Source organism: Pseudomonas sp. QLc11A, assembly GCF_052112305.1.
Classification (GTDB): Bacteria; Pseudomonadota; Gammaproteobacteria; order Pseudomonadales; family Pseudomonadaceae; genus Aquipseudomonas; species Aquipseudomonas laurylsulfatiphila.
In genome coordinates, this window is record NZ_JAVAJJ010000009.1 from 88,960 (window position 1) to 113,512 (window position 24,553).

Genomic DNA, 24,553 nt, shown 5'->3' on the forward strand with positions numbered 1-24,553 from the left:
TTAGCGAATATTGTGTAGGAAGTGTTTCACAAAGGGTTACAGACGGCGCCTGCCAAGTTGTAGGTAATGTAGTAAGTTAGGCCGGTGAATATCATGCGAAGCGCGCGCCAGTAGCGGAGCTTGCTTCAGAGGGTAGTTAATTGAACGATATGGCAAAGAATCTGATCCTGTGGTTGATCATCGCGGCTGTCCTGGTGACGGTGATGAACAACTTCTCCAGCCCTAACGAGCCGCAGACCCTCAACTATTCCGACTTCATCCAGCAGGTCAAGGATGGCAAGGTCGAGCGCGTGGCGGTTGATGGCTACGTGATTACCGGCAAGCGCAACGATGGCGACAGCTTCAAGACCATTCGCCCGGCAATCCAGGACAACGGCCTGATCGGCGACCTGGTGGACAACCACGTCGTGGTCGAAGGCAAGCAGCCTGAGCAGCAAAGCATCTGGACCCAGCTCCTGGTCGCCAGCTTCCCGATCCTGGTGATCATCGCCGTGTTCATGTTCTTCATGCGGCAGATGCAGGGCGGTGCCGGTGGCAAGGGCGGGCCGATGAGCTTTGGCAAGAGCAAGGCGCGCCTGCTCTCCGAGGATCAGGTGAAAACTACCCTGGCTGACGTTGCCGGTTGCGACGAAGCCAAGGAAGAAGTTGGTGAGCTGGTCGAGTTCCTGCGCGATCCGGGCAAGTTCCAGCGCCTGGGTGGCCGCATTCCTCGCGGTGTGCTGATGGTCGGTCCTCCGGGTACCGGTAAGACCCTGCTCGCCAAGGCTATCGCCGGCGAAGCCAAAGTACCTTTCTTCACCATTTCCGGCTCCGACTTCGTCGAGATGTTCGTCGGTGTGGGTGCCAGCCGTGTTCGCGACATGTTCGAACAGGCCAAGAAACACGCTCCATGCATCATCTTCATCGATGAAATCGATGCGGTCGGTCGCCATCGTGGCGCTGGCATGGGTGGTGGCCACGACGAACGCGAGCAGACACTCAACCAGTTGCTGGTCGAGATGGACGGCTTCGAAATGAATGACGGCATCATCGTGATTGCCGCGACCAACCGTCCTGACGTGCTGGACCCTGCGTTGCTGCGTCCAGGCCGTTTCGACCGTCAGGTTGTGGTCGGTCTGCCGGACATTCGTGGCCGCGAACAGATTCTCAAGGTTCACATGCGCAAAGTGCCAATGGGTGACGATGTTGCTCCGGCCGTGATCGCACGTGGTACCCCGGGCTTCTCCGGTGCCGATCTGGCCAACCTGGTGAACGAGGCATCGCTGTTCGCTGCCCGTGCTGGCAAGCGCATCGTCGAAATGAAAGAGTTCGAACTGGCGAAAGACAAGATCATGATGGGCGCCGAGCGCAAGTCCATGGTCATGTCCGAGAAAGAAAAGCAGAACACGGCTTATCACGAAGCGGGCCACGCCATTGTGGGGCGCGTCGTGCCTGAGCATGATCCGGTGTACAAGGTGTCGATCATCCCGCGCGGTCGTGCGTTGGGTGTGACCATGTTCCTGCCGGAAGAGGATCGTTACAGTCTGTCCAAGCGTGCATTGATCAGCCAGATCTGCTCGTTGTATGGCGGTCGTATCGCTGAAGAAATGACCCTGGGCTTCGATGGCGTGACCACCGGTGCTTCCAACGACATCATGCGTGCCAGCCAGATTGCGCGGAACATGGTGACCAAGTGGGGGCTTTCGGAAAAACTCGGCCCGTTGATGTATGCCGAAGAAGAGGGTGAAGTGTTCCTCGGTCGCGGCGGTGGCGGTCAAAGTGCAAGCTTCTCCGGTGATACAGCCAAGCTGATCGACTCCGAAGTGCGCAGCATCATCGATCAGTGCTATGGCACGGCGAAGCAGATCCTCACTGACAACCGTGACAAGCTCGATGCCATGGCTGATGCCTTGATGAAGTACGAAACCATCGATGCCGAGCAGATCGACGACATCATGGCGGGTCGTACGCCTCGCGAGCCACGCGACTGGTCGGGTGGCACGGGTACTTCCGGCACCCCGCCGGTGGTACAGGATGAGCGTCCGGAAACACCGATCGGCGGTCCTGCTGCTGACGTATAAGGTTTGAAATGACTTCTGTTCAGTCCTCGACCCGGTTGCCTTGCGGCAACCGGGTTCTTGATTTGGCCCAGACGCATGTCATGGGTATCCTCAATGTCACTCCAGATTCGTTCTCCGATGGTGGTCAATACAGCCAGCTCGACGCGGCCATGCGCCACGCCGAGGCCATGGTGGCGGCTGGCGCGACGCTGATCGATGTCGGTGGCGAATCCACCCGTCCTGGTGCCAGGGCGGTGTCGCCGCTGGAGGAGCTGGAGCGCGTAGCGCCGATTGTCGAGCGCATTGCTCGCGAGCTGGACGTCATCATCTCGGTCGATACCTCAACGCCAGCCGTCATGCGTGAAACTGCGCGTCTGGGTGCCGGGTTGATCAATGACGTACGTTCGTTGCGTCGCGATGGTGCGCTGGATGCTGCGGCGGCCACTGGTCTGCCGGTTTGCCTGATGCATATGCTGGGCGAGCCAGGCGATATGCAGGACAATCCGCAGTATCAGGACGTTACAAGGGAAGTCGGTGAGTTTCTCGCCGAGCGCATGGTTCAGTGTTCATTGGCGGGTATTCCAGCTGAGCGGATCATTCTTGACCCCGGCTTTGGTTTCGCCAAGACCTTGCAGCACAATCTGAGCTTGTTCAAACATATGGAAGCCCTGCATGCGCTGGGGCGGCCCCTGTTGGTCGGGGTTTCGCGAAAGAGCATGATTGGTCAGGCATTGAATCGTCCGGTGGGAGACCGGCTGTATGGCGGTTTGGCGCTCGCGGCGCTGGCTTCGGCGAAAGGTGCGCGTATATTGCGCGTCCATGATGTAGCCGAAACAGTGGATGTGGTGCGGATGATCGCCGCAGTGGAATCAGCCGAATAAGAATGATGGAGCACTTATGAGCAAAAAATATTTTGGCACCGATGGTATTCGTGGGCGTGTCGGTGAATACCCGATTACTCCTGATTTCATGCTCAAGCTCGGCTGGGCTGCCGGCATGGCGTTCCGCAAGATGGGCGCCTGCAAGGTATTGGTAGGCAAGGACACCCGGATCTCCGGCTACATGTTCGAGTCCGCACTTGAGGCGGGGCTTACCTCCGCAGGTGCCGATGTGATGCTCCTTGGACCAATGCCGACCCCGGCGATCGCCTACCTGACGCGCACCTTTCATGCCGAGGCCGGTATCGTGATCAGTGCGTCGCACAATCCGCATGATGACAACGGCATCAAGTTCTTCTCCGGCAAAGGCACCAAGCTTCCGGATGAGGTTGAGCTGATGATCGAAGAGTTGCTCGATACGCGAATGACCGTGGTGGAGTCGAGCAAGATCGGCAAGGTGTCGCGAATCAACGATGCGTCGGGGCGCTATATCGAATTCTGCAAGAGCAGCGTGCCCACCGGCACCAGCTTCACTGGCCTGAAGATCGTGATCGACTGCGCTCACGGTGCGACTTATAAAGTGGCGCCGAGTGTGTTCCGTGAGCTGGGCGCGGAAGTCGTCGTACTGTCGGCGCAGCCGAACGGGTTGAACATCAACGACAATTGCGGTTCGACCCACATGGGGCCGCTGCAGGCTGCCGTCGTGGCTGAGCATGCCGATCTGGGCATCGCCTTCGATGGTGACGGCGATCGCGTTCAGATGGTCGACCACACGGGGGCTGTGGTCGATGGCGACGAGTTGCTGTTCATCATTGCCCGCGACCTGCATGAGCGCGACAAGCTGCAGGGCGGCGTAGTCGGAACCCTGATGAGTAACCTGGGGCTGGAACTGGCCCTGGCTGACCTCGGTGTTCCCTTCGTGCGTGCCAATGTCGGTGACCGCTATGTGATTGCCGAATTGCTGGAGCGCAACTGGATCGTGGGTGGTGAAAACTCCGGACACATCGTGTGCTTCAGTCACACCACCACGGGTGATGCAATCATTGCCGCGCTGCAGGTGCTGATCGCGCTGAGCACGCGGGATGAAAGTCTGGCGCAGGCTCGTCAGGCGCTGCGCAAGTGCCCTCAGGTACTGATCAATGTTCGCTTCGGCGGTGGTGCAAACCCCCTTGAGCATCCATCGGTCAAGGAGGCCAGCGAGCGTGTGACCCAGGCGATGGCGGGGCGTGGGCGAGTGCTGTTGCGCAAGTCCGGAACCGAACCGCTGGTGCGTGTGATGGTCGAAGGCGAAGACGAAACCCTGGTTCGCGGCTATGCCGAAGAGCTGGCAAAACTGGTTACTGAAGTTTCTGCCTGAATTCGGCTTGCCAGCCTTGATTGTGTTGGGTAACATCTGCGCCCACTTTGACCGACGAGGTACAGCATGCGTCGCCCTATGGTAGCTGGTAACTGGAAGATGCACGGTACCCGCGCCAGCGTCGCTGAGCTGATCAACGGCCTTCGTGACTTGGCCTTGCCGAGCGGTGTTGATGTCGCGGTATTCCCGCCTTTTCTGCATATCAATCAAGTGATTGATGGCCTGAAAGGAAAGTCGATTTCGGTCGGCGCGCAGAATTCTGCGGTGGAGTCCGGGCAAGGTGCGTTGACTGGTGAAGTTGCACCGAGTCAGTTGGTGGATGCAGGTTGTTCCCTGGTGCTTGTCGGGCACTCCGAGCGCCGCCAGATCATGGGCGAGCAGGACGGAATGCTGATCCGCAAGTTCGCAGCGGCACAGGCGTGTGGCTTGATTCCGGTGTTGTGCATAGGGGAAACCCTTGAGCAGCGTGAAGCCGGAAAGACTCTTGAGGTTGTCTCGCGTCAGCTGGGCAGTATCATTGAGGAGCTGGGTGTCGGTGCCTTTGCCAGGGCGGTGATCGCTTATGAGCCGGTCTGGGCCATTGGCACCGGGCTGACTGCAACGCCACAACAGGCGCAGGATGTGCACGCAGCCATTCGCGCCCAGTTGGCGGCAGAGAATTCTGAAGTCGCACAAGGTGTGCGGCTTCTATACGGCGGCAGCGTGAAGGCGGCCAATGCGGTCGAACTGTTCGGCATGCCGGATATCGATGGGGGCCTCATTGGTGGGGCTTCCCTGAATGCAGATGAGTTCGGTGCGATTTGTCGCGCCGCGGGAAACTGAAAAAATGCTGGAAACAGTCGTAGTCGTTTTTCATCTGCTGGGTGCATTGGGCGTAGTAGCTCTGGTTTTGCTGCAGCAGGGTAAAGGTGCGGACGCTGGTGCGTCTTTCGGAGCAGGTGCTTCAAATACTGTGTTCGGAAGCCAAGGTTCCTCTACCTTTCTTAGTAAGTTTACTGCTATACTTGCCGCAGGTTTTTTCATAACCAGCTTGGGGTTAGGTTACTTTGCTAAAGAGAAGGCTCAACAGCTGACTCAGGTAGGTCTCCCAAATCCAGCGGTACTGGAAGTTCCAAAGCAACAACCGGCTTCTGATGATGTCCCGGTGCTTCAAGAGCAAAAGTCGGCTACTCCAGCGACTGACGTACCTCCAGCTCAAGAGCAGAAGTAAGAAGGGTTTCAAACGTAGTATTGCCGAGGTGGTGGAATTGGTAGACACGCAACCTTGAGGTGGTTGTGCCCATAGGGTGTAGGGGTTCGAGTCCCCTTCTCGGTACCAATTAGTCAGGAGAGCCCGCTGTTGCGGGCTTTCTTGCAGGTGGAAGGTTACATTGACCCTGTAGGGGATCGGTCGTATACTTCCGCCCCAGCTTTGTCGCGGGGTGGAGCAGTCTGGTAGCTCGTCGGGCTCATAACCCGAAGGTCGTCGGTTCAAATCCGGCCCCCGCAACCAGTTTAAGGAGCCCCTTTTAAGGGGCTTTTTGTTAGCTGGACACTTTCTACGCCGCTGTTCGACGGCGTTTCAAGGATGGGCGTTTCGCCCATTTTTTTATTTTGCATAGCATGCACATACATGCACTAGGGGGTTCAGGTGTCGAGCAAGCTAGAAGAGTTGCAGGCCTTGCTGGCCCCGGTGGTCGTGGCCCTAGGCTATGAATGCTGGGGTATCGAGTTTTCGGCTCAGGGTCGTCACTCGATGTTGCGCGTTTATATCGATAAAGAGGGCGGCGTGCTGGTGGACGATTGTGCCATCGTCAGCCGTCAGATCAGCGGTGTGCTGGATGTTGAAGATCCAATTTCCGTTGAATACACCCTTGAAGTTTCCTCGCCTGGCATGGAACGCCCTCTGTTCACTCTTGAGCAGTTTGCAAAATTTGCCGGTGAACAAGTGAAGATCAAGCTGCGCTCGCCTTTTGAAGGACGACGCAACTTTCAGGGCCTTCTGCGCGGCGTAGAAGAGCAGGATGTCGTGGTGCAGGTAGAAGACCATGAGTTCCTGTTGCCGATCGATATGATCGACAAGGCCAACATTATTCCCAGTTTTGACTGAGGCGTGCCAGATACTGCGGATCCCGCGGATCCAATGGCTTGCGAAAGGCGAGGCGTACGATGAGCAAAGAAGTACTGCTGGTTGTTGAGTCGGTATCCAACGAAAAGGGTGTACCGGCAAACGTGATTTTTGAAGCGCTGGAGCTGGCCCTGGCCACTGCGACCAAAAAGCGTTTCGAAGACGAAGTTGATCTGCGTGTGGAAATCAATCGCCACACGGGTGCCTACGAGACTTTCCGTCGCTGGACGGTCGTCGAAGAGGCAGACCTGGACGATCCGGCCATCGAAACCTGGCCGAGCAAGGTTGCCGAAACGCACCCTGGCGCCAAGGTCGGTGACGTTGTCGAAGAGAAAATCGAGTCCATCGAATTCGGCCGCATTGCTGCACAGACTGCCAAACAAGTCATCGTGCAGAAAGTTCGCGAAGCCGAGCGAGCTCAGGTTGTTGACGCTTATCGCGAGCGCCTGGGTGAAATCATCTCCGGCACCGTGAAAAAAGTCACCCGCGACAACGTGATCGTTGATCTGGGCAACAACGCCGAAGCGTTGCTGGCCCGTGAAGACATCATTTCTCGCGAAACTTTCCGGGTTGGCGTGCGTCTGCGTGCGCTGCTCAAGGAAATCCGCACCGAGAACCGCGGCCCGCAGCTGATCCTGTCGCGTACCGCGCCGGAAATGCTGATCGAGTTGTTCCGCATCGAAGTGCCGGAAATTGCCGAAGGCCTGATCGAAGTGATGGCTGCGTCCCGTGATCCGGGATCCCGCGCCAAGATCGCCGTCCGCTCCAAGGACAAACGCATCGACCCGCAAGGCGCTTGCATCGGTATGCGCGGTTCGCGCGTCCAGGCAGTGTCGGGTGAGTTGGGCGGTGAGCGTGTTGACATCGTTCTGTGGGACGACAACCCGGCTCAGTTCGTGATCAACGCCATGTCCCCGGCCGAGGTTGCGGCAATTATCGTTGACGAAGATGCCCATGCAATGGACATCGCCGTTGGCGCAGACAATCTGGCTCAGGCCATTGGTCGCGGTGGTCAGAACGTGCGTCTGGCCAGCCAGTTGACTGGCTGGACCCTGAACGTGATGACCGAATCGGACATCCAGGCTAAGCAGCAAGCAGAAACCGGCGACATCCTGCGCAACTTCATCGACGAGCTGGAAGTCGACGAAGAACTGGCTCAGGTGCTGGTAGATGAAGGCTTCACCAGCCTGGAAGAGATTGCCTACGTACCGCTGGAAGAAATGCTCAACATCGACGGCTTTGACGAGGAAATCGTCAACGAGCTTCGCGCTCGTGCCAAGGATCGCTTGTTGACCAAAGCCATCGCTACTGAGGAAAAGCTGGCAGACGCCCATCCGGCCGAAGACCTGCTCTCGCTTGAGGGTATGGACAAGGATTTGGCGATGGAACTGGCGGTGCGCGGCGTAGTTACCCGCGAAGACCTGGCCGAGCAGTCTATTGACGACCTGCTCGACATCGACGGCATTGACGATGATCGTGCCGGCAAGTTGATCATGGCCGCCCGAGCCCACTGGTTCGAGTAATTAGGCGCGGCCTGAGGAGAGAAGTGCATGACGCAAGTCACGGTGAAACAACTGGCCGATGAGGTCAAAACACCGGTAGAGCGCCTGTTGCAGCAGATGCGTGAGGCAGGTCTGCCGCACACCGCCGCCGAAGAAAGTGTGACTGACAGTGAGAAGCAATCGTTGCTGACTCACTTGAAAAGCAGCCACAAGGCGAAAGTGGAAGAACCACGCAAGATTACGCTGCAGCGTAAAACCACCAGCACCCTGCGGGTTGCCGGCAGCAAAAGCATCAGCGTTGAAGTACGCAAGAAGAAAGTCTTCGTACAGCGCAGCCCGGAAGAAATCGAAGCCGAGCGCAAGCGTGAACTGGATGAACGTCGCGCAGTAGAAAATGCTGCACGTCAGAAGGCTGAAGAAGAAGCCAAGCGTCGCGCCGAAGAAGAAGCGCGTCGCCAGCCTGCTGCTGCGCCGACCGCTCCAGCCGAACCTGTTGCAGCGCCTGCTGTGGTAGCCGAGCCGGTGCGTGAAAGCGCACCGGTTGTGGCCGCTGCTCCGGCACCTGCTGCAGACACTCGCAAGCGCGACGAACAGCGTCGTCCGGACAAACCACGTGCCGACGACAACAATCGTCGCGGTGGTGGCGATGGCGAGCGCAAAAACGCTCCGCATCGTGCTTCGGTCAAGGAAAAGGCGCCAGCGCCACGCGTTGCCCCACGTACTACCGACGAAGAAAGCGATGGCTTCCGTCGTGGTGGTCGCGGCAAGGCCAAGCTGAAGAAGCGCAACGCCCACGGTTTCCAGAGCCCGACCGGCCCTGTCGTGCGCGAAGTGAAGATCGGCGAGACCATCACTGTGGGCGATCTGGCCCAGCAGATGTCGGTCAAGGCTGCTGAAATCATCAAGTTCATGTTCAAACTGGGTACTCCAGCGACCATCAACCAGGTACTGGATCAGGAAACTGCCCAACTGGTTGCCGAAGAGCTGGGCCACAAAGTGACCCTGGTCAGCGACACCGCCCTGGAAGATTCCCTGGCCGAGTCCCTGAAGTTTGAAGGCGAGGCTGTTTCCCGTGCACCCGTCGTGACCGTAATGGGCCACGTTGACCACGGTAAGACTTCCCTGCTCGACTACATCCGTCGTGCCAAGGTTGCAGCTGGCGAAGCCGGCGGCATCACCCAGCACATCGGTGCGTACCACGTTGAAACCGACCGTGGCATGGTGACGTTCCTCGACACCCCTGGTCACGCCGCGTTTACCGCGATGCGTGCCCGTGGTGCCAAGGCGACCGACATCGTGATCCTCGTGGTTGCAGCGGACGACGGCGTAATGCCGCAAACCATCGAAGCTGTTCAGCATGCTCAGGCTGCTGGCGTTCCGCTGGTTGTCGCTGTGAACAAGATCGACAAGCCAGGCGCTGACCTCGATCGCATCCGTAGCGAACTGTCGGTACACGGCGTGACCTCGGAAGAGTGGGGTGGCGACACTCCATTCGTACCGGTTTCGGCGAAGATGGGTACCGGTGTAGACGAACTGCTCGAAGCCGTTCTGCTGCAAGCCGAAGTCCTGGAACTGACTGCAACCCCATCGGCTCCTGGCCGTGGTGTCGTGGTTGAATCCCGCCTGGACAAGGGCCGTGGCCCGGTGGCTACCGTGTTGGTTCAAGACGGTACCCTGCGTCAGGGCGACATGGTCCTGGTCGGTTCGAACTATGGTCGCGTTCGCGCCATGCTCGACGAGAACGGCAAGCCAATCAAGGAAGCCGGTCCGGCCATCCCTGTCGAGATTCTCGGCCTGGACGGTACCCCGGACGCTGGCGACGAGATGAGCGTGGTTGCCGACGAGAAGAAAGCCCGTGAAGTGGCTCTGTTCCGTCAAGGCAAGTTCCGCGAAGTCAAACTGGCTCGCGCTCACGCCGGCAAGCTGGAAAACATCTTCGAAAGCATGGGTCAGGAAGAGAAGAAGACGCTCAACATCGTCCTCAAATCCGACGTCCGTGGTTCGCTCGAAGCGTTGAACGGCGCCTTGAACGGCCTGGGTAACGACGAAGTGCAAGTGCGTGTGGTCGGTGGCGGCGTCGGTGGTATCACCGAATCCGATGCCAACCTGGCACTGGCCTCCAACGCTGTACTGTTCGGCTTCAACGTGCGTGCCGATGCCGGCGCGCGCAAGATCGTCGAGCAGGAAGGTCTGGATATGCGTTACTACAACGTGATCTACGACATCATCGAAGACGTCAAGAAAGCCTTGACCGGTATGCTCGGCAGCGATGTTCGCGAGAACATCCTTGGCATCGCCGAAGTGCGTGACGTGTTCCGCTCGCCGAAGTTTGGCGCGATCGCCGGTTGCATGGTTATCGAAGGTGTTGTGCACCGTAACCGTCCAATCCGTGTACTGCGTGAAGACATCGTTATCTTCGAAGGCGAGCTGGAATCCCTGCGCCGCTTCAAGGATGACGCTTCCGAAGTACGTGCCGGCATGGAATGCGGTATCGGCGTGAAGAGCTACAACGACGTCAAGGTCGGTGACAAGATCGAAGTCTTTGAGAAGGTGCAGGTTGCTCGCAGCCTCTAACTCGCGCACTTCAGGAGCCGTGACGGGGAGCCGCATGCAAATGCGCAATTCGTCACCAGGACTCTAAACGCAACGCCCGGTCTGGCTTTTGTCAGGCCGGGCGTTTGCCGCTTTCAGACCCCACGGGTTTCACCGTGTGGCAGTAACAGGTAACAAGACATGGCAAAAGAATACAGCCGTACCCAACGTATCGGCGATCAGATGCAGCGTGAGCTGGCACAACTGATCCGTCGTGAAGTCAAAGATCCGCGCGTCGGCCTGGTCACCATTACCGCAGTGGAAGTCAGCCGTGACGTCGGTCACGCCAAGATCTTCATCACCGTGATGGGGCAGGACAGCGCCGAAGAAATCGCACAAAGCATCAAGGTGCTGAACTCCGCCGCCGGTTTCCTGCGCATGCAGCTGGCTCGCGAGATGAAGCTGCGCAGCGTTCCACAGCTGCACTTCCACTACGACGAAAGCGTCGTGCGTGGTGCGCATCTGTCGGCATTGATCGAGCGCGCAGTGGCTGAAGACAATCAGCATCCGGTTACGGCAGAAGCCGAAGACACCAAGGAGTAATCGGTGGCTCAGGTCAAACGTATCCGTCGCAACGTCAGCGGCATTATCCTTCTCGACAAGCCGCTGGGGTTCACCTCCAACGCGGCCTTGCAGAAGGTTCGCTGGTTGCTGAACGCCGAAAAGGCAGGTCATACCGGCAGTCTCGATCCCTTGGCCTCCGGCGTGTTGCCGCTGTGCTTCGGCGAAGCCACCAAGTTCTCGCAATACCTGCTCGACTCCGACAAGGGTTACGAAACCCTGGCGCAACTGGGCAAGACCACCACCACGGCGGATGCCGAAGGTGAAGTTTTGCAGGAGCGCCCGGTGACCGTTGGTCGCTCCGATATCGAGGCTGTACTGCCGAAATTTCGTGGGCAAATCAGTCAGATACCGCCGATGTACTCGGCGCTCAAGCGTGATGGCCAGCCGCTGTACAAGCTGGCTCGTGCAGGCGAAGTAGTGGAGCGCGAACCGCGTTCTGTTACTATTACGCGCTTGGAATTGCTGGCCTTCGAAGGAGATACTGCGCGGCTGGCGGTGGATTGCAGCAAAGGCACCTATATCCGTACCCTGGTGGAGGATATTGGTGAGCAACTCGGTTGTGGCGCTTACGTTGCAGAACTGCGACGTACCCAGGCCGGGCCATTCACCCTGGCGCAGACGGTTACTCTCGAAGAGCTGGAAGCGGTACATGCCGAAGGCGGCAACGAAGCGGTCGATCGCTTCCTGATGCCATCGGACAGCGGCCTGCTGGATTGGCCACTGTTGCAGTTCTCGGAAGCAAGTGCGTTCTACTGGCTCAACGGCCAGCCGGTACGTGCCCCGGATGCTCCGAAGTTCGGCATGGTGCGGGTACAGGATCACAATGGTCGCTTCATCGGTATCGGTGAAGTGAGCGAAGACGGGCGCATCGCGCCGCGTCGACTGATTCGGTCAGAATGACCGAACGAGGGTGGCTGTTAACAGGCACGGTCACTACTCATTTTTAGATACAGGGATTTGTCCCTGGCCTGTTGAAACTGTTTTTCGACAAACAGTTTCCTGATAAAAGGATTGCCTCATGGCTCTCGACGTTCAAGAAAAAGCTCAAATCGTTGCTGACTACCAGCAAGCTGTTGGTGACACTGGTTCGCCAGAAGTGCAAGTTGCACTGCTGACCGCCAACATCAACAAGCTGCAAGGTCACTTCAAGGCCAACGGTAAAGACCACCACTCCCGTCGTGGTCTGATCCGCATGGTTAACCAGCGTCGTAAGCTGCTGGACTACCTGAAAGGCAAGGATCTGGGTCGCTATCAGACTCTGATCGGTCGCCTGGGTCTGCGTCGCTAATAAGCGATTGCGCTAGAGGTTGGTTGTCTGTCGTGCACCAGCGGGTTTCCCGCCGGCGCATGGCAGGCTCCCAGCCTCAAGTTTTATCTGGATACCTGCTTTGCCTGAGTAACACCTGGACAAACCGCTCGGGCCGATTCCCGACATTGCCCAAGAATTTCGCAAGAAACCAGTTCCCCCAAGAGCCACAAAGAAGGTAGGACACCGTGAACCCGGTAATCAAAAAATTCCAGTTCGGTCAGTCGACCGTTACCCTCGAGACTGGCCGCATCGCCCGTCAGGCCTCCGGCGCAGTATTGGTCACCGTTGACGACGACGTCAGCGTATTGGTGACCGTAGTCGGTGCCAAGCAAGCCGATCCAGGCAAGGGCTTCTTCCCTCTGTCTGTTCACTACCAGGAAAAGACTTACGCTGCCGGCAAGATCCCTGGCGGTTTCTTCAAGCGCGAAGGCCGTCCTTCCGAGAAAGAAACCCTGACTTCCCGACTGATCGACCGTCCGATCCGTCCGCTGTTCCCTGAAGGCTTCATGAACGAAGTGCAGGTTGTCTGCACCGTCGTTTCCACCAGCAAGAAGACCGATCCGGACATCGCTGCGATGATCGGTACCTCGGCTGCCCTGGCGATCTCCGGCATTCCTTTCGATGGCCCGATCGGCGCTGCCCGCGTTGCTTTCCACGAAAGCACCGGCTACCTGCTGAACCCGACTTACGAGCAGCAAGCTGCTTCGAGCCTGGACATGGTCGTTGCCGGTACTTCGGACGCCGTGCTGATGGTTGAATCGGAAGCCAAAGAGCTGACCGAAGACCAGATGCTGGGCGCGGTACTGTTTGCTCACGACGAGTTCCAGGTTGTGATCAACGCGGTCAAAGAACTGGCTGCCGAAGCTGCCAAGCCAACCTGGACCTGGGCTCCTGCGCCAGAAGCCACCGAACTGCTGGGCGCTATCCGTGCCGAGTTCGGCGAAGCGATCTCCCAGGCCTACACCATCACCGTCAAGGCCGACCGTTACGCTCGCCTGGGCGAGCTGAAGGACCAGGTCGTTGCCAAGCTGTCCGGTGAAGAAGGCCAGCCTTCTTCCAGCGAAGTCAAAGCGGCTTTCGGCGAAATCGAATACCGCACCGTTCGCGAAAACATCGTAAACGGCAAGCCACGTATCGACGGTCGCGACACCAAGACCGTACGTCCGTTGAACATCGAAGTCGGTGTTCTGCCAAAAACCCACGGTTCGGCCCTGTTCACCCGTGGCGAAACCCAGGCTCTGGTCGTTGCAACTCTGGGTACTGCCCGTGATGCACAGCTGCTCGATACCCTGGAAGGCGAGAAAAAAGACCCGTTCATGCTGCACTACAACTTCCCTCCGTTCTCGGTGGGCGAGTGTGGTCGCATGGGTGGTGCTGGTCGTCGTGAAATCGGTCACGGCCGTCTGGCCCGTCGTTCGGTTTCGGCCATGCTGCCTGCCGCTGACGTGTTCCCGTACACCATCCGTGTAGTGTCGGAAATCACCGAATCCAACGGTTCGAGCTCGATGGCTTCCGTTTGCGGCGCTTCCCTGGCCCTGATGGACGCCGGTGTGCCGATGAAGGCACCAGTTGCCGGTATCGCCATGGGTCTGGTTAAAGAAGGCGAGAAGTTCGCCGTCCTGACCGACATCCTGGGTGACGAAGACCACCTGGGCGACATGGACTTCAAGGTAGCCGGTACCGCCAAAGGCGTCACCGCGCTGCAGATGGACATCAAGATCAAGGGCATCACCGAAGAAATCATGGAGATCGCTCTGGGGCAAGCCCTGGAAGCGCGCCTGAACATCCTCGGCCAGATGAACCAGATCATCGGCCAGTCGCGTACCGAACTGTCGGCCAACGCTCCGACCATGATCGCGATGAAGATCGACACCGACAAGATCCGTGATGTCATCGGTAAAGGCGGCGCGACCATCCGTGCGATCTGCGAAGAAACCAAGGCTTCGATCGACATCGAAGACGACGGTTCGATCAAGATCTTCGGCGAAACCAAGGAAGCGGCTGAAGCTGCACGTCAGCGCGTTCTGGGTATCACCGCTGAAGCCGAGATCGGCAAGATCTACGTGGGCAAGGTTGAGCGCATCGTCGACTTCGGCGCATTCGTCAACATCCTGCCAGGCAAGGATGGTCTGGTTCACATCTCCATGCTGAGCGACGCTCGCGTAGAGAAAGTGACCGACATCCTGAAAGAAGGCCAGGAAGTGGAAGTGCTGGTACTGGACGTGGACAACCGCGGCCGTATCAAGCTGTCCATCAAAGACGTGGCAGCAGCCAAGGCTTCGGGCGTTTAATCGCGCCTTACGCCTGACCGCTTCAGCGTTGTAAAAAATGCCCCGCCGTGAAAACGGCGGGGCATTTTTTTGTCTGCGAAACATCGAGACATTGCGCGAAGTTGCCGGACCTCGATAGCAATGCTAGGTTTAGCCCACCGCCCGTGTAGCTCAGCCGGTAGAGCAGCGCACTCGTAACGCGAAGGTCGCAGGTTCGATTCCTGTCTCGGGCACCATCTCCCCTCTGGTTATTTCACCTTTCTGCTCAAGTCTTCGACGGTCCGCTTGAGGTTGTCGGGTTCGCGGTCCTGATCGCTGACTTCCCGTTTCAGGCTGGAAATCCCGCTGCTGTCTGAACTTCTCGCCGCCATCAGCGCATCCTGTGCACAACTTTTTGTGGGGAGATGTAAAGAGACGTGCAAATCGTCCGACAAACATCCTATATTCGGAGCCTGCATGAGCTTCGCCCAGCAGTTTTCAGATGATCCCGAATGGTTCTGAAGGCCAGACAGACCGGGCTACAAGCGGTTCTTCTGCGTCAGAGAGATCCTTGATGATCCAGATCCATCTTCCATTCCCCAGATCAGCGAGAACAACATGACCGTAAAAGAATTGAGCCAAGAAGAAAGACACGAAGAAGCCCTCAAGAAGTACGTGCTGGACGCGCCCGAATTGATGGACGAGATCAAGGACTTGAGTCCGGACGATCAGAAAGACCAGATTCAATGGGCCTTCGAGGATGAAGCCGAAGCCCAGGGCTTGCAGCCGTGGGAGCTGACGCTCAAGTACACCTCGACCCCGGAGGAGTACGAGACAGAACGCCTGAAGTTGCACAAAGAAGCGGCCGAGGTGCTGGGCGTCGAGTGGGAAGAGTACTGCGAGATGAACAATTTGGTGGTTTGAGAGCAGCTTCAAGCTTCAAGCGGCAAGCTTCAAGTCAAGGCAGATCCGCTTGAAGCTTGCAGCTTGTCGCTATTAACTGCTTCTCAAATACTCAAGCGCATCGACAGATCGACCGCCTTCACATCCTTGGTCATTGCACCGATCGAAATGTAATCCACACCGGTCCGGGCAATCGGCAGCAACGTGCTCTCGTTGATCCCGCCGCTGGCCTCCAGCTTGGCCTTGCCAGCATTCAGGCGCACGGCTTCGCGCATGTCGTCCAGGCTCAGTTCGTCGAGCATGATGATGTCGGCACCGGCCGCCAGCGCTTCTTTCAGTTCATCCAGGCTTTCCACTTCAATCTCGACCGGCTTGCCCGGGGCGATCTTGTGCGCGGCCGCGATGGCCTGCGCGATGCCGCCGCTGGCGGCGATGTGGTTTTCCTTGATCAGGAAGGCGTCATACAGGCCGATGCGGTGGTTGTGGCAACCGCCGCAGGTTACGGCGTACTTTTGCGCCAGGCGCAGCCCCGGCAGCGTTTTGCGGGTGTCGAGCAGCTTGACCTGAGTCTCGGCCACGAAGTCCGCCAGGTATTGCGCGCGGGTGGCTACGCCCGAGAGCAGTTGCAGGAAGTTCAGGGCGCTGCGTTCGCCGGTCAGCAGTGAGCGCGCCGGGCCTTCGAGGTGGAACAGCACCTGATTGGGCGTCACCCGTTCACCGTCTGCAACCTGCCAGTGCACCGCCACCCGTGGGTCCAGTTGCCGAAACACGTTATCCACCCAGGCGGTGCCGCTGATGACGGCCGCATCGCGGGTGATGATGGTGGCTGTGGCCAGGCGTTCGGCCGGGATCAACTGCGCGGTGATGTCGCCGCTGCCGATGTCTTCAAGCAACGCACGGCGCACGTTGGCTTCGATTTCGGCGGTCAGATCGGCGAGACGTAGATTCGGCATAACGGACTCCACAAACAAAGTGGCTCGATTATAGGGCCATGGCATGGACCAACCCAAGGCATCAGAGCATTACGTTGGCAATGGCGCCTGCATTTGGTCGAATCCCTGAGGGTGTCGGTGTGGGCCATCGATACCGAGCAAACGCCTGTTTGAGATGAGGTGCAGAGTCTTCTGGCGCAAGGTGGAGCTTTTACAAGATAATTCGCCTTGTATTTGACGTCATCGATTTGACGATTCGAAGCATTACCGTTCCAGGGAGGCCGAATGCACAACGACGGGAATGTAGTGCCTTTGCACAAGGCAACTACCGACCAGGTGGCTCACTCGCCACTCGCCCGACTGCCGGCGATTCTTCTCCAGGTCCGCGACAAGGCCGCACAACAGCTGCGACACGGATTGCAGGCGTTGTTCGATAACGCCGACGACACCCTCTTCGAAATGGCCGACCGAGCTCGCTGTGACGTTGAGCAGAACATCTTCTTTCAAACAATGCGCGATTTGCGTCTCAAGCACAAAAGCATCGAGCGGGTGTTTCTCGAGCAGTTCTTCGGCGCGTTCATCCGGCTTGCCCAATACGACCCTGCCATTGCCGCCATGCCCCAGGCCTTGGCGGCCGATGCATCTTTGGCGCAAACCGATGAGGAGCGGGAGCGTTCAGCCGCGGTGGATGCGATGGTCAGCCGGGTGCTGGACCGTGACGGGTTGGCCCTGGATCAACTGACGGCCCGACTCTGCGCCTTGTCGGGCAAGGTGTTGGGCGATCTGCACAACCCCATGAGCCCGGCGATGCTCTGCGGATACTTCTTGCAGGCTGCACGCCAGCTGGGACTGGAGATCAAGGTCAAGCTGATCATCCTCGGGTTGTTCGAGCGTTATGTGCTCAGCGAGACCGATCGGCTTTACGCCGAAGCCAATCAACTGCTGCTCGCTACCGGTGTGTTACCTGACCTTAAACCGGCCCCGATGCGTAGTGCCACGGGCCGACCCGACAGCGCCTTCGTCGAATCGACCGATGGGGCCGTCACTGCGGCCTGCTTGCCCATCGATGACAATGTCCAGGAGGTTTTCGCCGCGTTGCAGGCCCTGCTGTTCAACGTTCGCGGCAGCCTGTCGCCAACGCTGGAAGTCAGTGCCACTGCGCTGCCGATATCCACGCGCGATCTGTTGCGCCTGCTGTCGCATTTGCAGCAATACGTGCCGGCTCCGGAAGTCGTGGACGATTTTGACCTGCGCAACCAGCTCGAACAGTTACTCACCCGGGTCAGCGTCAAAAGTGGCAGGTCGCGGGTTCTCGGGGAGGCCGATGAAGATGTGATCAACCTGGTCGCCATGCTGTTCGAATGCATGCTCGATGATCGCAATCTGCCGGATCCGCTCAAGGCGCTGATCGGCCGACTGCAGATTCCACTGGTCAAGGTGGCGGTGCTCGACAAGAGTTTCTTCAGTCGCAGCAGTCATCCGGCACGACGCCTGCTCAACGAAATCGCCAGCGCGGCAATGGGTTGGGACGCCTGTGACGATCATCAGCGTGACAGCCTGTACGTGCGCATCGATCAGGTCGTACAGCGTTTGTTGAATGACTTTGTCGATGACCCCGCAATATTTTCCGAACTGCTGGCCGATTTTCTCGCGTTTACCCAGGACGAGCGCCGTCGCAGCGAGCTGCTCGAGCAGCGCATTCGTGATGCCGAGGAAGGACGGGCCAAGACCGGGCTGGCCCGCCAGCGTGTCGAGCAGGTGCTGAATCAGGCGTTGTTTGGCAAGTTCCTGCCGCAAGGCGTGTTGGGGTTTGTCCAGGAGGCCTGGAGCAAAGTACTGCTGCTGACGTACCTCAAGCATGGCGATCAGTCGGCAGAGTGGCATGCCGATGTGCGTACCCTGGAGCAATTGGTCTGGAGCGTTCAGCGTCACCACGAGTCCGATGCGACCAGGATGTTGGCCCTGGTACCGGATTTGCTCAAGTCATTGCGCGACGGGCTGAACTCATCGGCGTTCGATCCGTTTACCGCCAGCGAATTTTTCAGCGAGCTGGAAAGCTTGCACGTTCAGGCAGCGGGGGGCTCATCTGCCAGTGCGTCGCTGATGATCGAGGTGCTGACGCCTGTCGTCCTGCACATGGCTGACGAAAGTCAGGTGCACAGTGAGCCGATACGTTTGCTGGCGGACGATGCGGGGTTGCGTCAGGTCGATAAAATGCTTCCGGGCTGTTGGGTCGAGTTTCAGGAAGACCCGGAAAACAGCCTTCGCTGGAAACTGGTGGCTATCATTGCAACCACCGGCCAATACATCTTCGTCAACCGCACCGGCATGAAAGTGCTCGAGCGCAGTCGCCCTGAGCTGGCCCTGGAGCTGCGCAATGGTGTGGCGCGAGTGCTTGACGACACCTTGCTGTTCGAGCGAGCTCTCGAGCGGGTGATCGGCAACCTCAAGCGCCTCAAGCGCGGCAAGTGATCGCGCCTTGGGGGAATATCGCGGCATACTGTGCCAACACAGTCGACGTTGAAGGAATCGGTATGCAGTTGGACCCCGCGAGCGGTTGGATTCAGGGTGTGCATGTCTGCCCCTCACCCAACTTCAATGCGCGCCCCACAGACGAGATTTCCCTGCTGGTGATCCACAACATCAGCCTGCCACCGGCGCAGTTCGCCACGGGCAAGGTGCAGGAGTTTTTCCAGAATCGCCTGGATGTCACCGAGCATCCCTATTTTGAAGGGATTGCGGATTTGCGGGTGTCCGCGCACTTTCTGATCGAGCGTGACGGAACGGTCACCCAGTTTGTTTCATGCCTTGAGCGTGCGTGGCATGCAGGGGTCTCGAGCTTCGAGGGGCGGGAAACCTGTAACGATTTTTCCGTGGGCATTGAGCTCGAAGGCACGGATGATCTGCCGTTCACCGACGCGCAATACAACGCTTTGACAGCCCTGACCCGCCAGTTGCAACAGGCGTTCACGGCAATCACCACAGAGCGCATCTGCGGGCACAGCGACATTGCACCCGGGCGCAAAACCGATCCAGGGCCGGCGTTCGACTGGGCACGCTATCGTGCCGCCCTGGCACAAGAGGATGGGCAATGAGTTTTCTGGTGTTGCTATTGGCGGTGTGGATCGAAAAGTTCTCGGCCCTGCGCCATCAGGTTCAGCGTGACAGTGGCTGGACGCGCGAGCTGAACAAGCTTGAGACCAGCCCGCGGCTTTCGGGCCGGCCATGGCTGGTGTTGTCGGTGGTGGTCTTGTTGCCGGTGGCGTTGCTGGGATTGCTGCTGGTCGTCATCGAGCCGGTGGCCTACGGGTTGCTCGCGTTGCCGATCCATTTGCTGGTCGTGATCTACAGCCTGGGGCGCGGTGATCTGCTGGGCGATCTCGGGCCGTTCCGCGATGCCTGGCGTCGGGAGGATCTGCAAGCAGCGGCCCTTGTCGCCAAGCGCGATCTGGATATCTGTGCAGACAGTGGCGAGCAGTTGCTGGAGCAGGTCGAAGGGCATTTGCTGTGGGAGGCCTACCAGAGCTTTTTCGCGGTGATTTTCTGGTACTTCCTGTTGGGGCCGGTCGCGGCGCTGAGTTATCGGCTGCTGGCGCTGGCCGAAGAACACGGGGAAAACCCGGCGCTGGTCGAGCGCGCCGGGCAACTGCGTCACGCCTTCGACTGGTTGCCGGTGCGTCTGCTGGCGGCGAGCCTGGCGTTGGTCGGCAATTTTGTCGCGGTCAGTCGGGTGATGCTGCATGAACTGCTGAACTGGAACATCAGCGCCGCGCAATTGATCGTGAAGGTCGGGCTGGTGGCCGGTGAAATTCCGGCACCGGTGGCCGGCGTGGAAGGTATCAACAACCTGGACCGCATCTGGGCGCTGCTGCTGCGTGCGGCGGTGCTCTGGTATGCCGGGTTTGCGTTGTGGACGGTCCTGCATTAGGCCTGCACTGAGCCATTGTGGCGAAGGGGCTTGCCCCCTCGCCACAGGGTGATCACTTGCCTGAAGTGCTTCGCCCTGTCGTTAACCTTAAGTTACAAAACATCCTGCCGATTTAAGTTATACAGAGATAGCGCCGTATAGTGGCTATCTGCTGTCTGTCTGCGCCTGCCAATAAAAAAAATAAGAAATTGAAGGGAGACATCCAGTGAAGAGCTTGCTCTATCCCGCTGTCGCACTGATGAATCGCCTGAGCTTCGGCATGAAGTTCAGCCTGATCAGCGTACTGTTCCTGGTGCCGATGCTGGTGACCAACTTCTATCTGGTGCGTGACTCCTACCGCGAGTTCCAGGGGACGCGCATCGAACTGCAAAGTCTCGACCTGTTGGGCAGCAGCCTGACGTTACGCCGTGATCTGGAAACCCTGAACAACCTGGTGCAGATCAATGTCAGCCTCGGCCAATCCGGCAAGGCCGGCAATGTCGAATCGAAAATCAGTACCCTCGAGCAGAATATTCTGACTCGCCTGCAAGGGCTGACGGCGATGACCAGCGACCCGGAGCAGGTCGCGGTGTTTGATGGCAAGCGCGATGAAATGATCGCCGCGTTCAAGGCTCAGCAAACGGAAAACTCCCTGCAAAGCAAAAGTGCCCTGATCGGCAAGCTTGTGGGCAGCGCGCAGATTTTCGGCCAGCTCATCACCAGCCAGTCCGGCCTCAGTCGCGACAACCAGAGCGACATGCGCCAATTGAGCGAACTCGTCACCCTCGTCACACCACGTGTCACCCAGATTCTGGGCGAAGGTCGGGCAATGGGGTCTTACTCGTTGGGGCAGGGTTTCATCAACTCGGCTTCGAGTACCCGTTTCGATGAGTTGCTGGCGCAGATTGAAAAGCTCCAGGCCGAATATGGCCTGAAGTTGCAGGACGCCTTGGGTTCCAGCAAAGCCGCCCGCGACACCCTGGCCGCTCAGGCCGATAGCAGCCGGGCATCCTTGAAGAAGGCCAGCGAGCTGTTCGAAGAGCAAGTGGTCATGGCCGATACCCTCGATGCGCCGTGGCAGGGCTTTTACGATCAGGTCAGCGCCCTGATGGACCAGACTTACCAACTCAACGAAGCAACCCTCAAGTATCTGGGGCCGCAGTTGCAGCAACGCCTGGACCAGAACCGCACGCACATGGTCTTGCAGGCCGTGGCGTTATCAGTCGTATTCGTGTTGATCTTTTATCTCTACGGTGCTTTCTATGCCTCGACCCGCACCACGCTCAAGCGTCTGGGAGCGGTGATGGACAAAGTGGCGGCCGGCGACATGACCGTGACCTTTAGCGCCCACAGCCGTGACGAGCTGGGCGAATTGGGCGAGGTGTTCAACGGCACCGTGAAGAAAATCCATGACCTGATCGAACGGGTGGGGCAGACCGTCAGCGAAGTCGAGCGCCAGGCCGGTCAGGTGCAAAACGTTTCCGCGCAAAGCAATCAGGCCGTCGCCGGGCAGCGCGCACAGATCGAACAAGTGGCCACGGCGATGAACCAGATGTCGGCCACTTCCCAGGAGGTCGCGCGCAGTGCTGCTGCGGCGGTGAGCAGCGCCCACAGTGTCAACGACGAAACCATCAGCGGTCGCGGTCTGGTGGAGTCGCAGCAAGGCAGCATTGCCGCACTGGCCAACGAAATCGATCAGTCGGTGCTAGTGATCAATCAACTGGCCAGCGACAGCCAGTCCATCAGCCGCGTTCTGGAAGTGATCAAGAGCATCGCCGAGCAGACCAACCTCCTGGCACTCAATGCCGCTATCGAGGCCGCACGGGCCGGTGAGCAGGGGCGCGGTTTCGCCGTGGTCGCCGATGAAGTCCGGACCCTGGCCAAGCGTACCCAGCAATCGACCGAAGAAATCGAGCAGATGATCGCCAAGCTCCATGGCGGTGTCGGCGCGGCGGTCAAGGCCATGGGCACCAGCCATGAAATGGCCAACGGCACGGTGGGGCAGTCGGAGAAGGTCCAGCGGGCGCTGGAAAATATTCTGGGAGCGGTCGGTATGATCGTCGACCAGAACCAGCAGATTGCCGCCGCCGTGGAGCAACAAACCGCCGTGGCCCACGACATCGACCAGAACATCGTCGAGATCAATCGTGCCGGCGAGCGTACCGCAGAAGGTGCGCACCAGACCGAAGACGCCAGCCGGGCGTTGTCGGCTCAGGTCGTGGAGTTGAAACAGTTGATCAGTGCGTTCCGGGTCTGAAATTCTCCTCGGGACCCTGTGGGAGCGGGCTTGCCCGCGAAGACGGCGGCACATCTAACATTAATGTGACTGAAAGATCGCTTTCGCGAGCAAGCCCGCTCCCACAGTTGGCTGGTGCCGGCAGTTATGACCAGTTAAACAACTCGCAGGCATTGGCTGTACTGGCCGCGGCCAATTGCTTGGGGCTGATCGCCATGATGCCGGCCAGCGCCGCGCATATCGCCGGCAAGTGTGCCGGGCTGTTGCGCTGGCCGGGGAACATGGCGGGCGCCATGTCCGGCGAGTCGGTTTCCAGCACCACCGAATCCAGAGGCAGCTCAGCGAGCACGCGGTGCATGCGCAGCGCCTGTGGCCAGGTCGGGGCACCGCCAAGGCCGAGCTTGAAACCGAGCTTGATGTATTCCCGCGCCTCCTCCTTGCTGCCGGCGAAGGCGTGGATGATCCCGGCACGTTTCAGGCGAAACCGTTTAAGTGTGGCAATCACCGCCGCATGGCTACGCCGCACATGGATCAATGCCGGAAGATTGAAGTCTGCCGCCAGTTGCAATTGCGCCTCGAACAACGCCTGTTGGCGGTCGCGGTCGAGGGATTCGATGAAGTAGTCCAGACCGATCTCGCCCACCGCACACAGTTGCCGATGGCCGGCCAGACGGGTCAGCCAGTCACCGAGTTCGCTCAGGTGTTGCGGGCGATGATCGTCCAGATACACCGGATGCAGCCCGAACGCGGCGTGCAGGTCGGGGTCACTCTGCACTAACTCCCAGACCCGTTGCCAATTGGCCTGGTAAACCCCCAGCACCACGATCCGCCGCACCCCGAGGGCGCGGCTTTCGGCCAGCAACGCCTGGCGGTCAGCGTCGAAGTCCGGAAAATCCAGATGGGTGTGGGTATCGATCAGCTCCACGGTTCAGTCCTGGCGAATACGCTGCTTGAACGTGCGCGCAATGGCTTGTACGCCGGGCCGGTAATCCGACTGCTCAATGGCTGCCAGGGCCAGCGCGAGGGCCTTGTCGGCGATCAACTGGTGTTGCTGGGCCATGGCGTTGACCGGCAATGGCAGGAAGTCCAGCAACTGGGTGTCACCGAATGTGCCGAGGCGCAGCGGACGGTTTTTCAGTGGGAAGTCGTGCAGCGCATCGAACACGCCCTGAAGCAACACGTAGGAGGTGGTCACCAACGCATCGGGCAAATGGCCCAGGCGCAGCAGCAACTCTTCCATCAATTGTTTGCCGCACTCGCGGCTGAAGGATTCGCCTTCTTCGATCAGTACTTCGCCGTTGAACCCGGTGAGGGCCTCATTGAAGCCCGCGGCGCGCTCCCGGCTGATGCTCAGTTCCGGGCGGGCACCGATCAGGGCGATCTGTTTGGGCTGCGGCTCCAGCAGGCTGCGGGTCAGTTGCAGGCTGGCCTCGCGGTCGTCGCTGATCACGGAGCAGAAGTGCTCGGGCTCCATGACCCGGTCGATGGCAATGATCGGTATGCCCTTGGCTTGCAACTGGTGATAGCTGTCGTCGCCGGCCGGCAGGCAGCTGGCAACGATCAGCGCGTCGCAGCGCCGGGCGCGGAACAGTTGCAGCAATTGCCGCTCGCTGTCCGGGGCATCGTCGGAACTGGCGATCAGCAGCTGATAACCGCGGGCGCGTGCGCCTTGTTCGAGCAATTTGGCGATTCGCGCGTAACTGGGGTTTTCCAGATCCGGCAGAATGAACCCCAACGTGCGCGTGTGTCGGCTGCGCAAGCCGGCGGCCTGTGGGTTAGGCGTGAAGCCATGTTGTTCGACGACCGCGCGCACGCGTTCGACGGTGGCGCTACTGATGCGCTGTTGTTCGGCCTTGCCATTGATGACATAGCTGGCGGTGGTGACGGACACACCGGCCAACTGGGCAATATCACTGAGTTTCAACCCGCTGTTTCCTTGTTTTTTCGAGATTGCCTCGACATTTTCGTCAATCCTAAC

General features: G+C 59.0%; 21 protein-coding genes and 3 tRNA genes. 20 read left to right on the forward strand and 4 right to left on the reverse strand.

Annotated elements, in window-relative coordinates:
• Positions 1 to 149: 149 nt before the first annotated feature.
• The 15 genes from ftsH to Q8X48_RS15110 all read left to right on the forward strand — a co-directional run bounded on the left by ftsH (position 150) and on the right by Q8X48_RS15110 (position 14,854).
• A complete protein-coding gene (ftsH, locus tag Q8X48_RS15040) occupies positions 150 to 2,060 on the forward strand; it encodes an ATP-dependent zinc metalloprotease FtsH (protein ID WP_407800828.1) in 1,911 nt (636 codons plus the stop codon).
• 8 nt (positions 2,061 to 2,068) lie between these two features.
• Entirely contained in the window at positions 2,069 to 2,920 is an 852-nt protein-coding gene (gene folP / locus Q8X48_RS15045) for a dihydropteroate synthase (RefSeq protein WP_407800829.1), read from the forward strand.
• Between the two features lie 16 nt (positions 2,921 to 2,936).
• Entirely contained in the window at positions 2,937 to 4,274 is a 1,338-nt protein-coding gene (gene glmM / locus Q8X48_RS15050) for a phosphoglucosamine mutase (RefSeq protein WP_407800830.1), read from the forward strand.
• A gap of 66 nt (positions 4,275 to 4,340) precedes the next feature.
• A complete protein-coding gene (tpiA, locus tag Q8X48_RS15055; RefSeq protein ID WP_407800831.1) occupies positions 4,341 to 5,096 on the forward strand; it encodes a triose-phosphate isomerase in 756 nt (251 codons plus the stop codon).
• Between the two features lie 4 nt (positions 5,097 to 5,100).
• On the forward strand, positions 5,101 to 5,484 hold the full coding sequence (secG, locus tag Q8X48_RS15060; RefSeq protein WP_010463489.1) for a preprotein translocase subunit SecG: 384 nt from the start codon (positions 5,101 to 5,103) through the stop codon (positions 5,482 to 5,484).
• A gap of 22 nt (positions 5,485 to 5,506) precedes the next feature.
• Positions 5,507 to 5,592: transfer RNA gene (locus Q8X48_RS15065), tRNA-Leu, on the forward strand.
• A 97-nt stretch (positions 5,593 to 5,689) separates the two neighbouring features.
• Positions 5,690 to 5,766: transfer RNA gene (locus Q8X48_RS15070), tRNA-Met, on the forward strand.
• 138 nt (positions 5,767 to 5,904) lie between these two features.
• The gene (gene rimP, locus Q8X48_RS15075) at positions 5,905 to 6,363 is read left to right on the forward strand and encodes a ribosome maturation factor RimP (RefSeq protein WP_007973115.1); all 459 of its coding nucleotides are present in this window, start codon (positions 5,905 to 5,907) and stop codon (positions 6,361 to 6,363) included.
• A gap of 59 nt (positions 6,364 to 6,422) precedes the next feature.
• Complete coding sequence (nusA, locus tag Q8X48_RS15080; RefSeq protein WP_007973112.1) at positions 6,423 to 7,904, forward strand: transcription termination factor NusA; 1,482 nt, start codon at positions 6,423 to 6,425, stop codon at positions 7,902 to 7,904.
• Between the two features lie 27 nt (positions 7,905 to 7,931).
• Positions 7,932 to 10,457: a translation initiation factor IF-2 gene (gene infB, locus Q8X48_RS15085; protein WP_007973110.1), complete on the forward strand. Its 2,526-nt coding sequence runs from the start codon at positions 7,932 to 7,934 to the stop codon at positions 10,455 to 10,457.
• A 159-nt stretch (positions 10,458 to 10,616) separates the two neighbouring features.
• Entirely contained in the window at positions 10,617 to 11,018 is a 402-nt protein-coding gene (gene rbfA, locus Q8X48_RS15090; RefSeq protein WP_008047443.1) for a 30S ribosome-binding factor RbfA, read from the forward strand.
• A gap of 3 nt (positions 11,019 to 11,021) precedes the next feature.
• Positions 11,022 to 11,939, forward strand: coding sequence for a tRNA pseudouridine(55) synthase TruB (gene truB, locus Q8X48_RS15095; RefSeq protein WP_007973105.1), 918 nt, complete (start codon positions 11,022 to 11,024; stop codon positions 11,937 to 11,939).
• Between the two features lie 118 nt (positions 11,940 to 12,057).
• Positions 12,058 to 12,327: a 30S ribosomal protein S15 gene (gene rpsO / locus Q8X48_RS15100; protein WP_015093441.1), complete on the forward strand. Its 270-nt coding sequence runs from the start codon at positions 12,058 to 12,060 to the stop codon at positions 12,325 to 12,327.
• A 206-nt stretch (positions 12,328 to 12,533) separates the two neighbouring features.
• Positions 12,534 to 14,639 (forward strand): polyribonucleotide nucleotidyltransferase, encoded by a 2,106-nt coding sequence (gene pnp, locus Q8X48_RS15105; protein WP_007915263.1) that lies wholly within the window; start codon positions 12,534 to 12,536, stop codon positions 14,637 to 14,639.
• Between the two features lie 139 nt (positions 14,640 to 14,778).
• A tRNA-Thr gene (locus Q8X48_RS15110) sits at positions 14,779 to 14,854 on the forward strand.
• A gap of 12 nt (positions 14,855 to 14,866) precedes the next feature.
• On the opposite strand, the gene Q8X48_RS15115 is transcribed toward Q8X48_RS15110, so the two are convergent.
• Positions 14,867 to 14,989, reverse strand: a complete 123-nt coding sequence (locus Q8X48_RS15115) for a hypothetical protein (protein ID WP_256585663.1) — start codon at positions 14,987 to 14,989, stop codon at positions 14,867 to 14,869.
• Positions 14,990 to 15,215: 226 nt separating this feature from the next.
• Here Q8X48_RS15115 and Q8X48_RS15120 point away from each other — a divergent pair, with 226 nt between their 5' ends.
• Positions 15,216 to 15,521: a DUF6388 family protein gene (locus tag Q8X48_RS15120; protein ID WP_015093442.1), complete on the forward strand. Its 306-nt coding sequence runs from the start codon at positions 15,216 to 15,218 to the stop codon at positions 15,519 to 15,521.
• Between the two features lie 83 nt (positions 15,522 to 15,604).
• Here Q8X48_RS15120 and nadC read toward each other — a convergent pair whose 3' ends face one another.
• On the reverse strand, positions 15,605 to 16,453 hold the full coding sequence (nadC, locus tag Q8X48_RS15125; protein ID WP_015093443.1) for a carboxylating nicotinate-nucleotide diphosphorylase: 849 nt from the start codon (positions 16,451 to 16,453) through the stop codon (positions 15,605 to 15,607).
• A 264-nt stretch (positions 16,454 to 16,717) separates the two neighbouring features.
• Here nadC and Q8X48_RS15130 point away from each other — a divergent pair, with 264 nt between their 5' ends.
• From Q8X48_RS15130 to Q8X48_RS15145, 4 genes are all read left to right on the forward strand, one after another.
• Positions 16,718 to 18,904 carry a DUF1631 domain-containing protein gene (locus Q8X48_RS15130; protein ID WP_407800832.1) on the forward strand — a complete coding sequence of 729 codons (2,187 nt, stop codon included), beginning with the start codon at positions 16,718 to 16,720 and terminating at the stop codon, positions 18,902 to 18,904.
• A 62-nt stretch (positions 18,905 to 18,966) separates the two neighbouring features.
• The gene (gene ampD / locus Q8X48_RS15135; protein WP_407800889.1) at positions 18,967 to 19,527 is read left to right on the forward strand and encodes a 1,6-anhydro-N-acetylmuramyl-L-alanine amidase AmpD; all 561 of its coding nucleotides are present in this window, start codon (positions 18,967 to 18,969) and stop codon (positions 19,525 to 19,527) included.
• Positions 19,524 to 20,360, forward strand: a complete 837-nt coding sequence (ampE, locus tag Q8X48_RS15140; protein ID WP_407800833.1) for a regulatory signaling modulator protein AmpE — start codon at positions 19,524 to 19,526, stop codon at positions 20,358 to 20,360. Before ampD ends, ampE begins: the two co-directional genes overlap by 4 nt.
• Before the next feature lie 1,531 nt (positions 20,361 to 21,891).
• A complete protein-coding gene (locus tag Q8X48_RS15145; RefSeq protein WP_407800890.1) occupies positions 21,892 to 22,596 on the forward strand; it encodes a methyl-accepting chemotaxis protein in 705 nt (234 codons plus the stop codon).
• Positions 22,597 to 22,720: 124 nt separating this feature from the next.
• Here Q8X48_RS15145 and Q8X48_RS15150 read toward each other — a convergent pair whose 3' ends face one another.
• Both Q8X48_RS15150 and cra read right to left on the reverse strand, forming a co-directional pair.
• Positions 22,721 to 23,500: a TatD family hydrolase gene (locus tag Q8X48_RS15150; RefSeq protein WP_407800834.1), complete on the reverse strand. Its 780-nt coding sequence runs from the start codon at positions 23,498 to 23,500 to the stop codon at positions 22,721 to 22,723.
• Between the two features lie 3 nt (positions 23,501 to 23,503).
• Positions 23,504 to 24,499: a catabolite repressor/activator gene (gene cra / locus Q8X48_RS15155; RefSeq protein ID WP_095965936.1), complete on the reverse strand. Its 996-nt coding sequence runs from the start codon at positions 24,497 to 24,499 to the stop codon at positions 23,504 to 23,506.
• Between the last annotated feature and the right edge of the window lie 54 nt (positions 24,500 to 24,553).

Excerpts from the sequence above, each read along its gene's own strand:
- infB (WP_007973110.1), top strand. The coding sequence starts at position 7,932 with ATGACGCAAGTCACGGTGAAACAACTGGCCGATGAGGTCAAAACACCG.
- Q8X48_RS15120 (WP_015093442.1), top strand. The coding sequence starts at position 15,216 with ATGACCGTAAAAGAATTGAGCCAAGAAGAAAGACACGAAGAAGCCCTC.
- glmM (WP_407800830.1), top strand. The coding sequence starts at position 2,937 with ATGAGCAAAAAATATTTTGGCACCGATGGTATTCGTGGGCGTGTCGGT.
- Q8X48_RS15130 (WP_407800832.1), top strand. The coding sequence starts at position 16,718 with ATGCACAACGACGGGAATGTAGTGCCTTTGCACAAGGCAACTACCGAC.
- nadC (WP_015093443.1), bottom strand. The coding sequence starts at position 16,453 with ATGCCGAATCTACGTCTCGCCGATCTGACCGCCGAAATCGAAGCCAAC.
- secG (WP_010463489.1), top strand. The coding sequence starts at position 5,101 with ATGCTGGAAACAGTCGTAGTCGTTTTTCATCTGCTGGGTGCATTGGGC.
- rpsO (WP_015093441.1), top strand. The coding sequence starts at position 12,058 with ATGGCTCTCGACGTTCAAGAAAAAGCTCAAATCGTTGCTGACTACCAG.
- rbfA (WP_008047443.1), top strand. The coding sequence starts at position 10,617 with ATGGCAAAAGAATACAGCCGTACCCAACGTATCGGCGATCAGATGCAG.
- tpiA (WP_407800831.1), top strand. The coding sequence starts at position 4,341 with ATGCGTCGCCCTATGGTAGCTGGTAACTGGAAGATGCACGGTACCCGC.
- Q8X48_RS15115 (WP_256585663.1), bottom strand. The coding sequence starts at position 14,989 with ATGGCGGCGAGAAGTTCAGACAGCAGCGGGATTTCCAGCCTGAAACGG.
- ampE (WP_407800833.1), top strand. The coding sequence starts at position 19,524 with ATGAGTTTTCTGGTGTTGCTATTGGCGGTGTGGATCGAAAAGTTCTCG.
- ftsH (WP_407800828.1), top strand. The coding sequence starts at position 150 with ATGGCAAAGAATCTGATCCTGTGGTTGATCATCGCGGCTGTCCTGGTG.
- ampD (WP_407800889.1), top strand. The coding sequence starts at position 18,967 with ATGCAGTTGGACCCCGCGAGCGGTTGGATTCAGGGTGTGCATGTCTGC.
- Q8X48_RS15145 (WP_407800890.1), top strand. The coding sequence starts at position 21,892 with ATGTCGGCCACTTCCCAGGAGGTCGCGCGCAGTGCTGCTGCGGCGGTG.
- folP (WP_407800829.1), top strand. The coding sequence starts at position 2,069 with ATGACTTCTGTTCAGTCCTCGACCCGGTTGCCTTGCGGCAACCGGGTT.
- nusA (WP_007973112.1), top strand. The coding sequence starts at position 6,423 with ATGAGCAAAGAAGTACTGCTGGTTGTTGAGTCGGTATCCAACGAAAAG.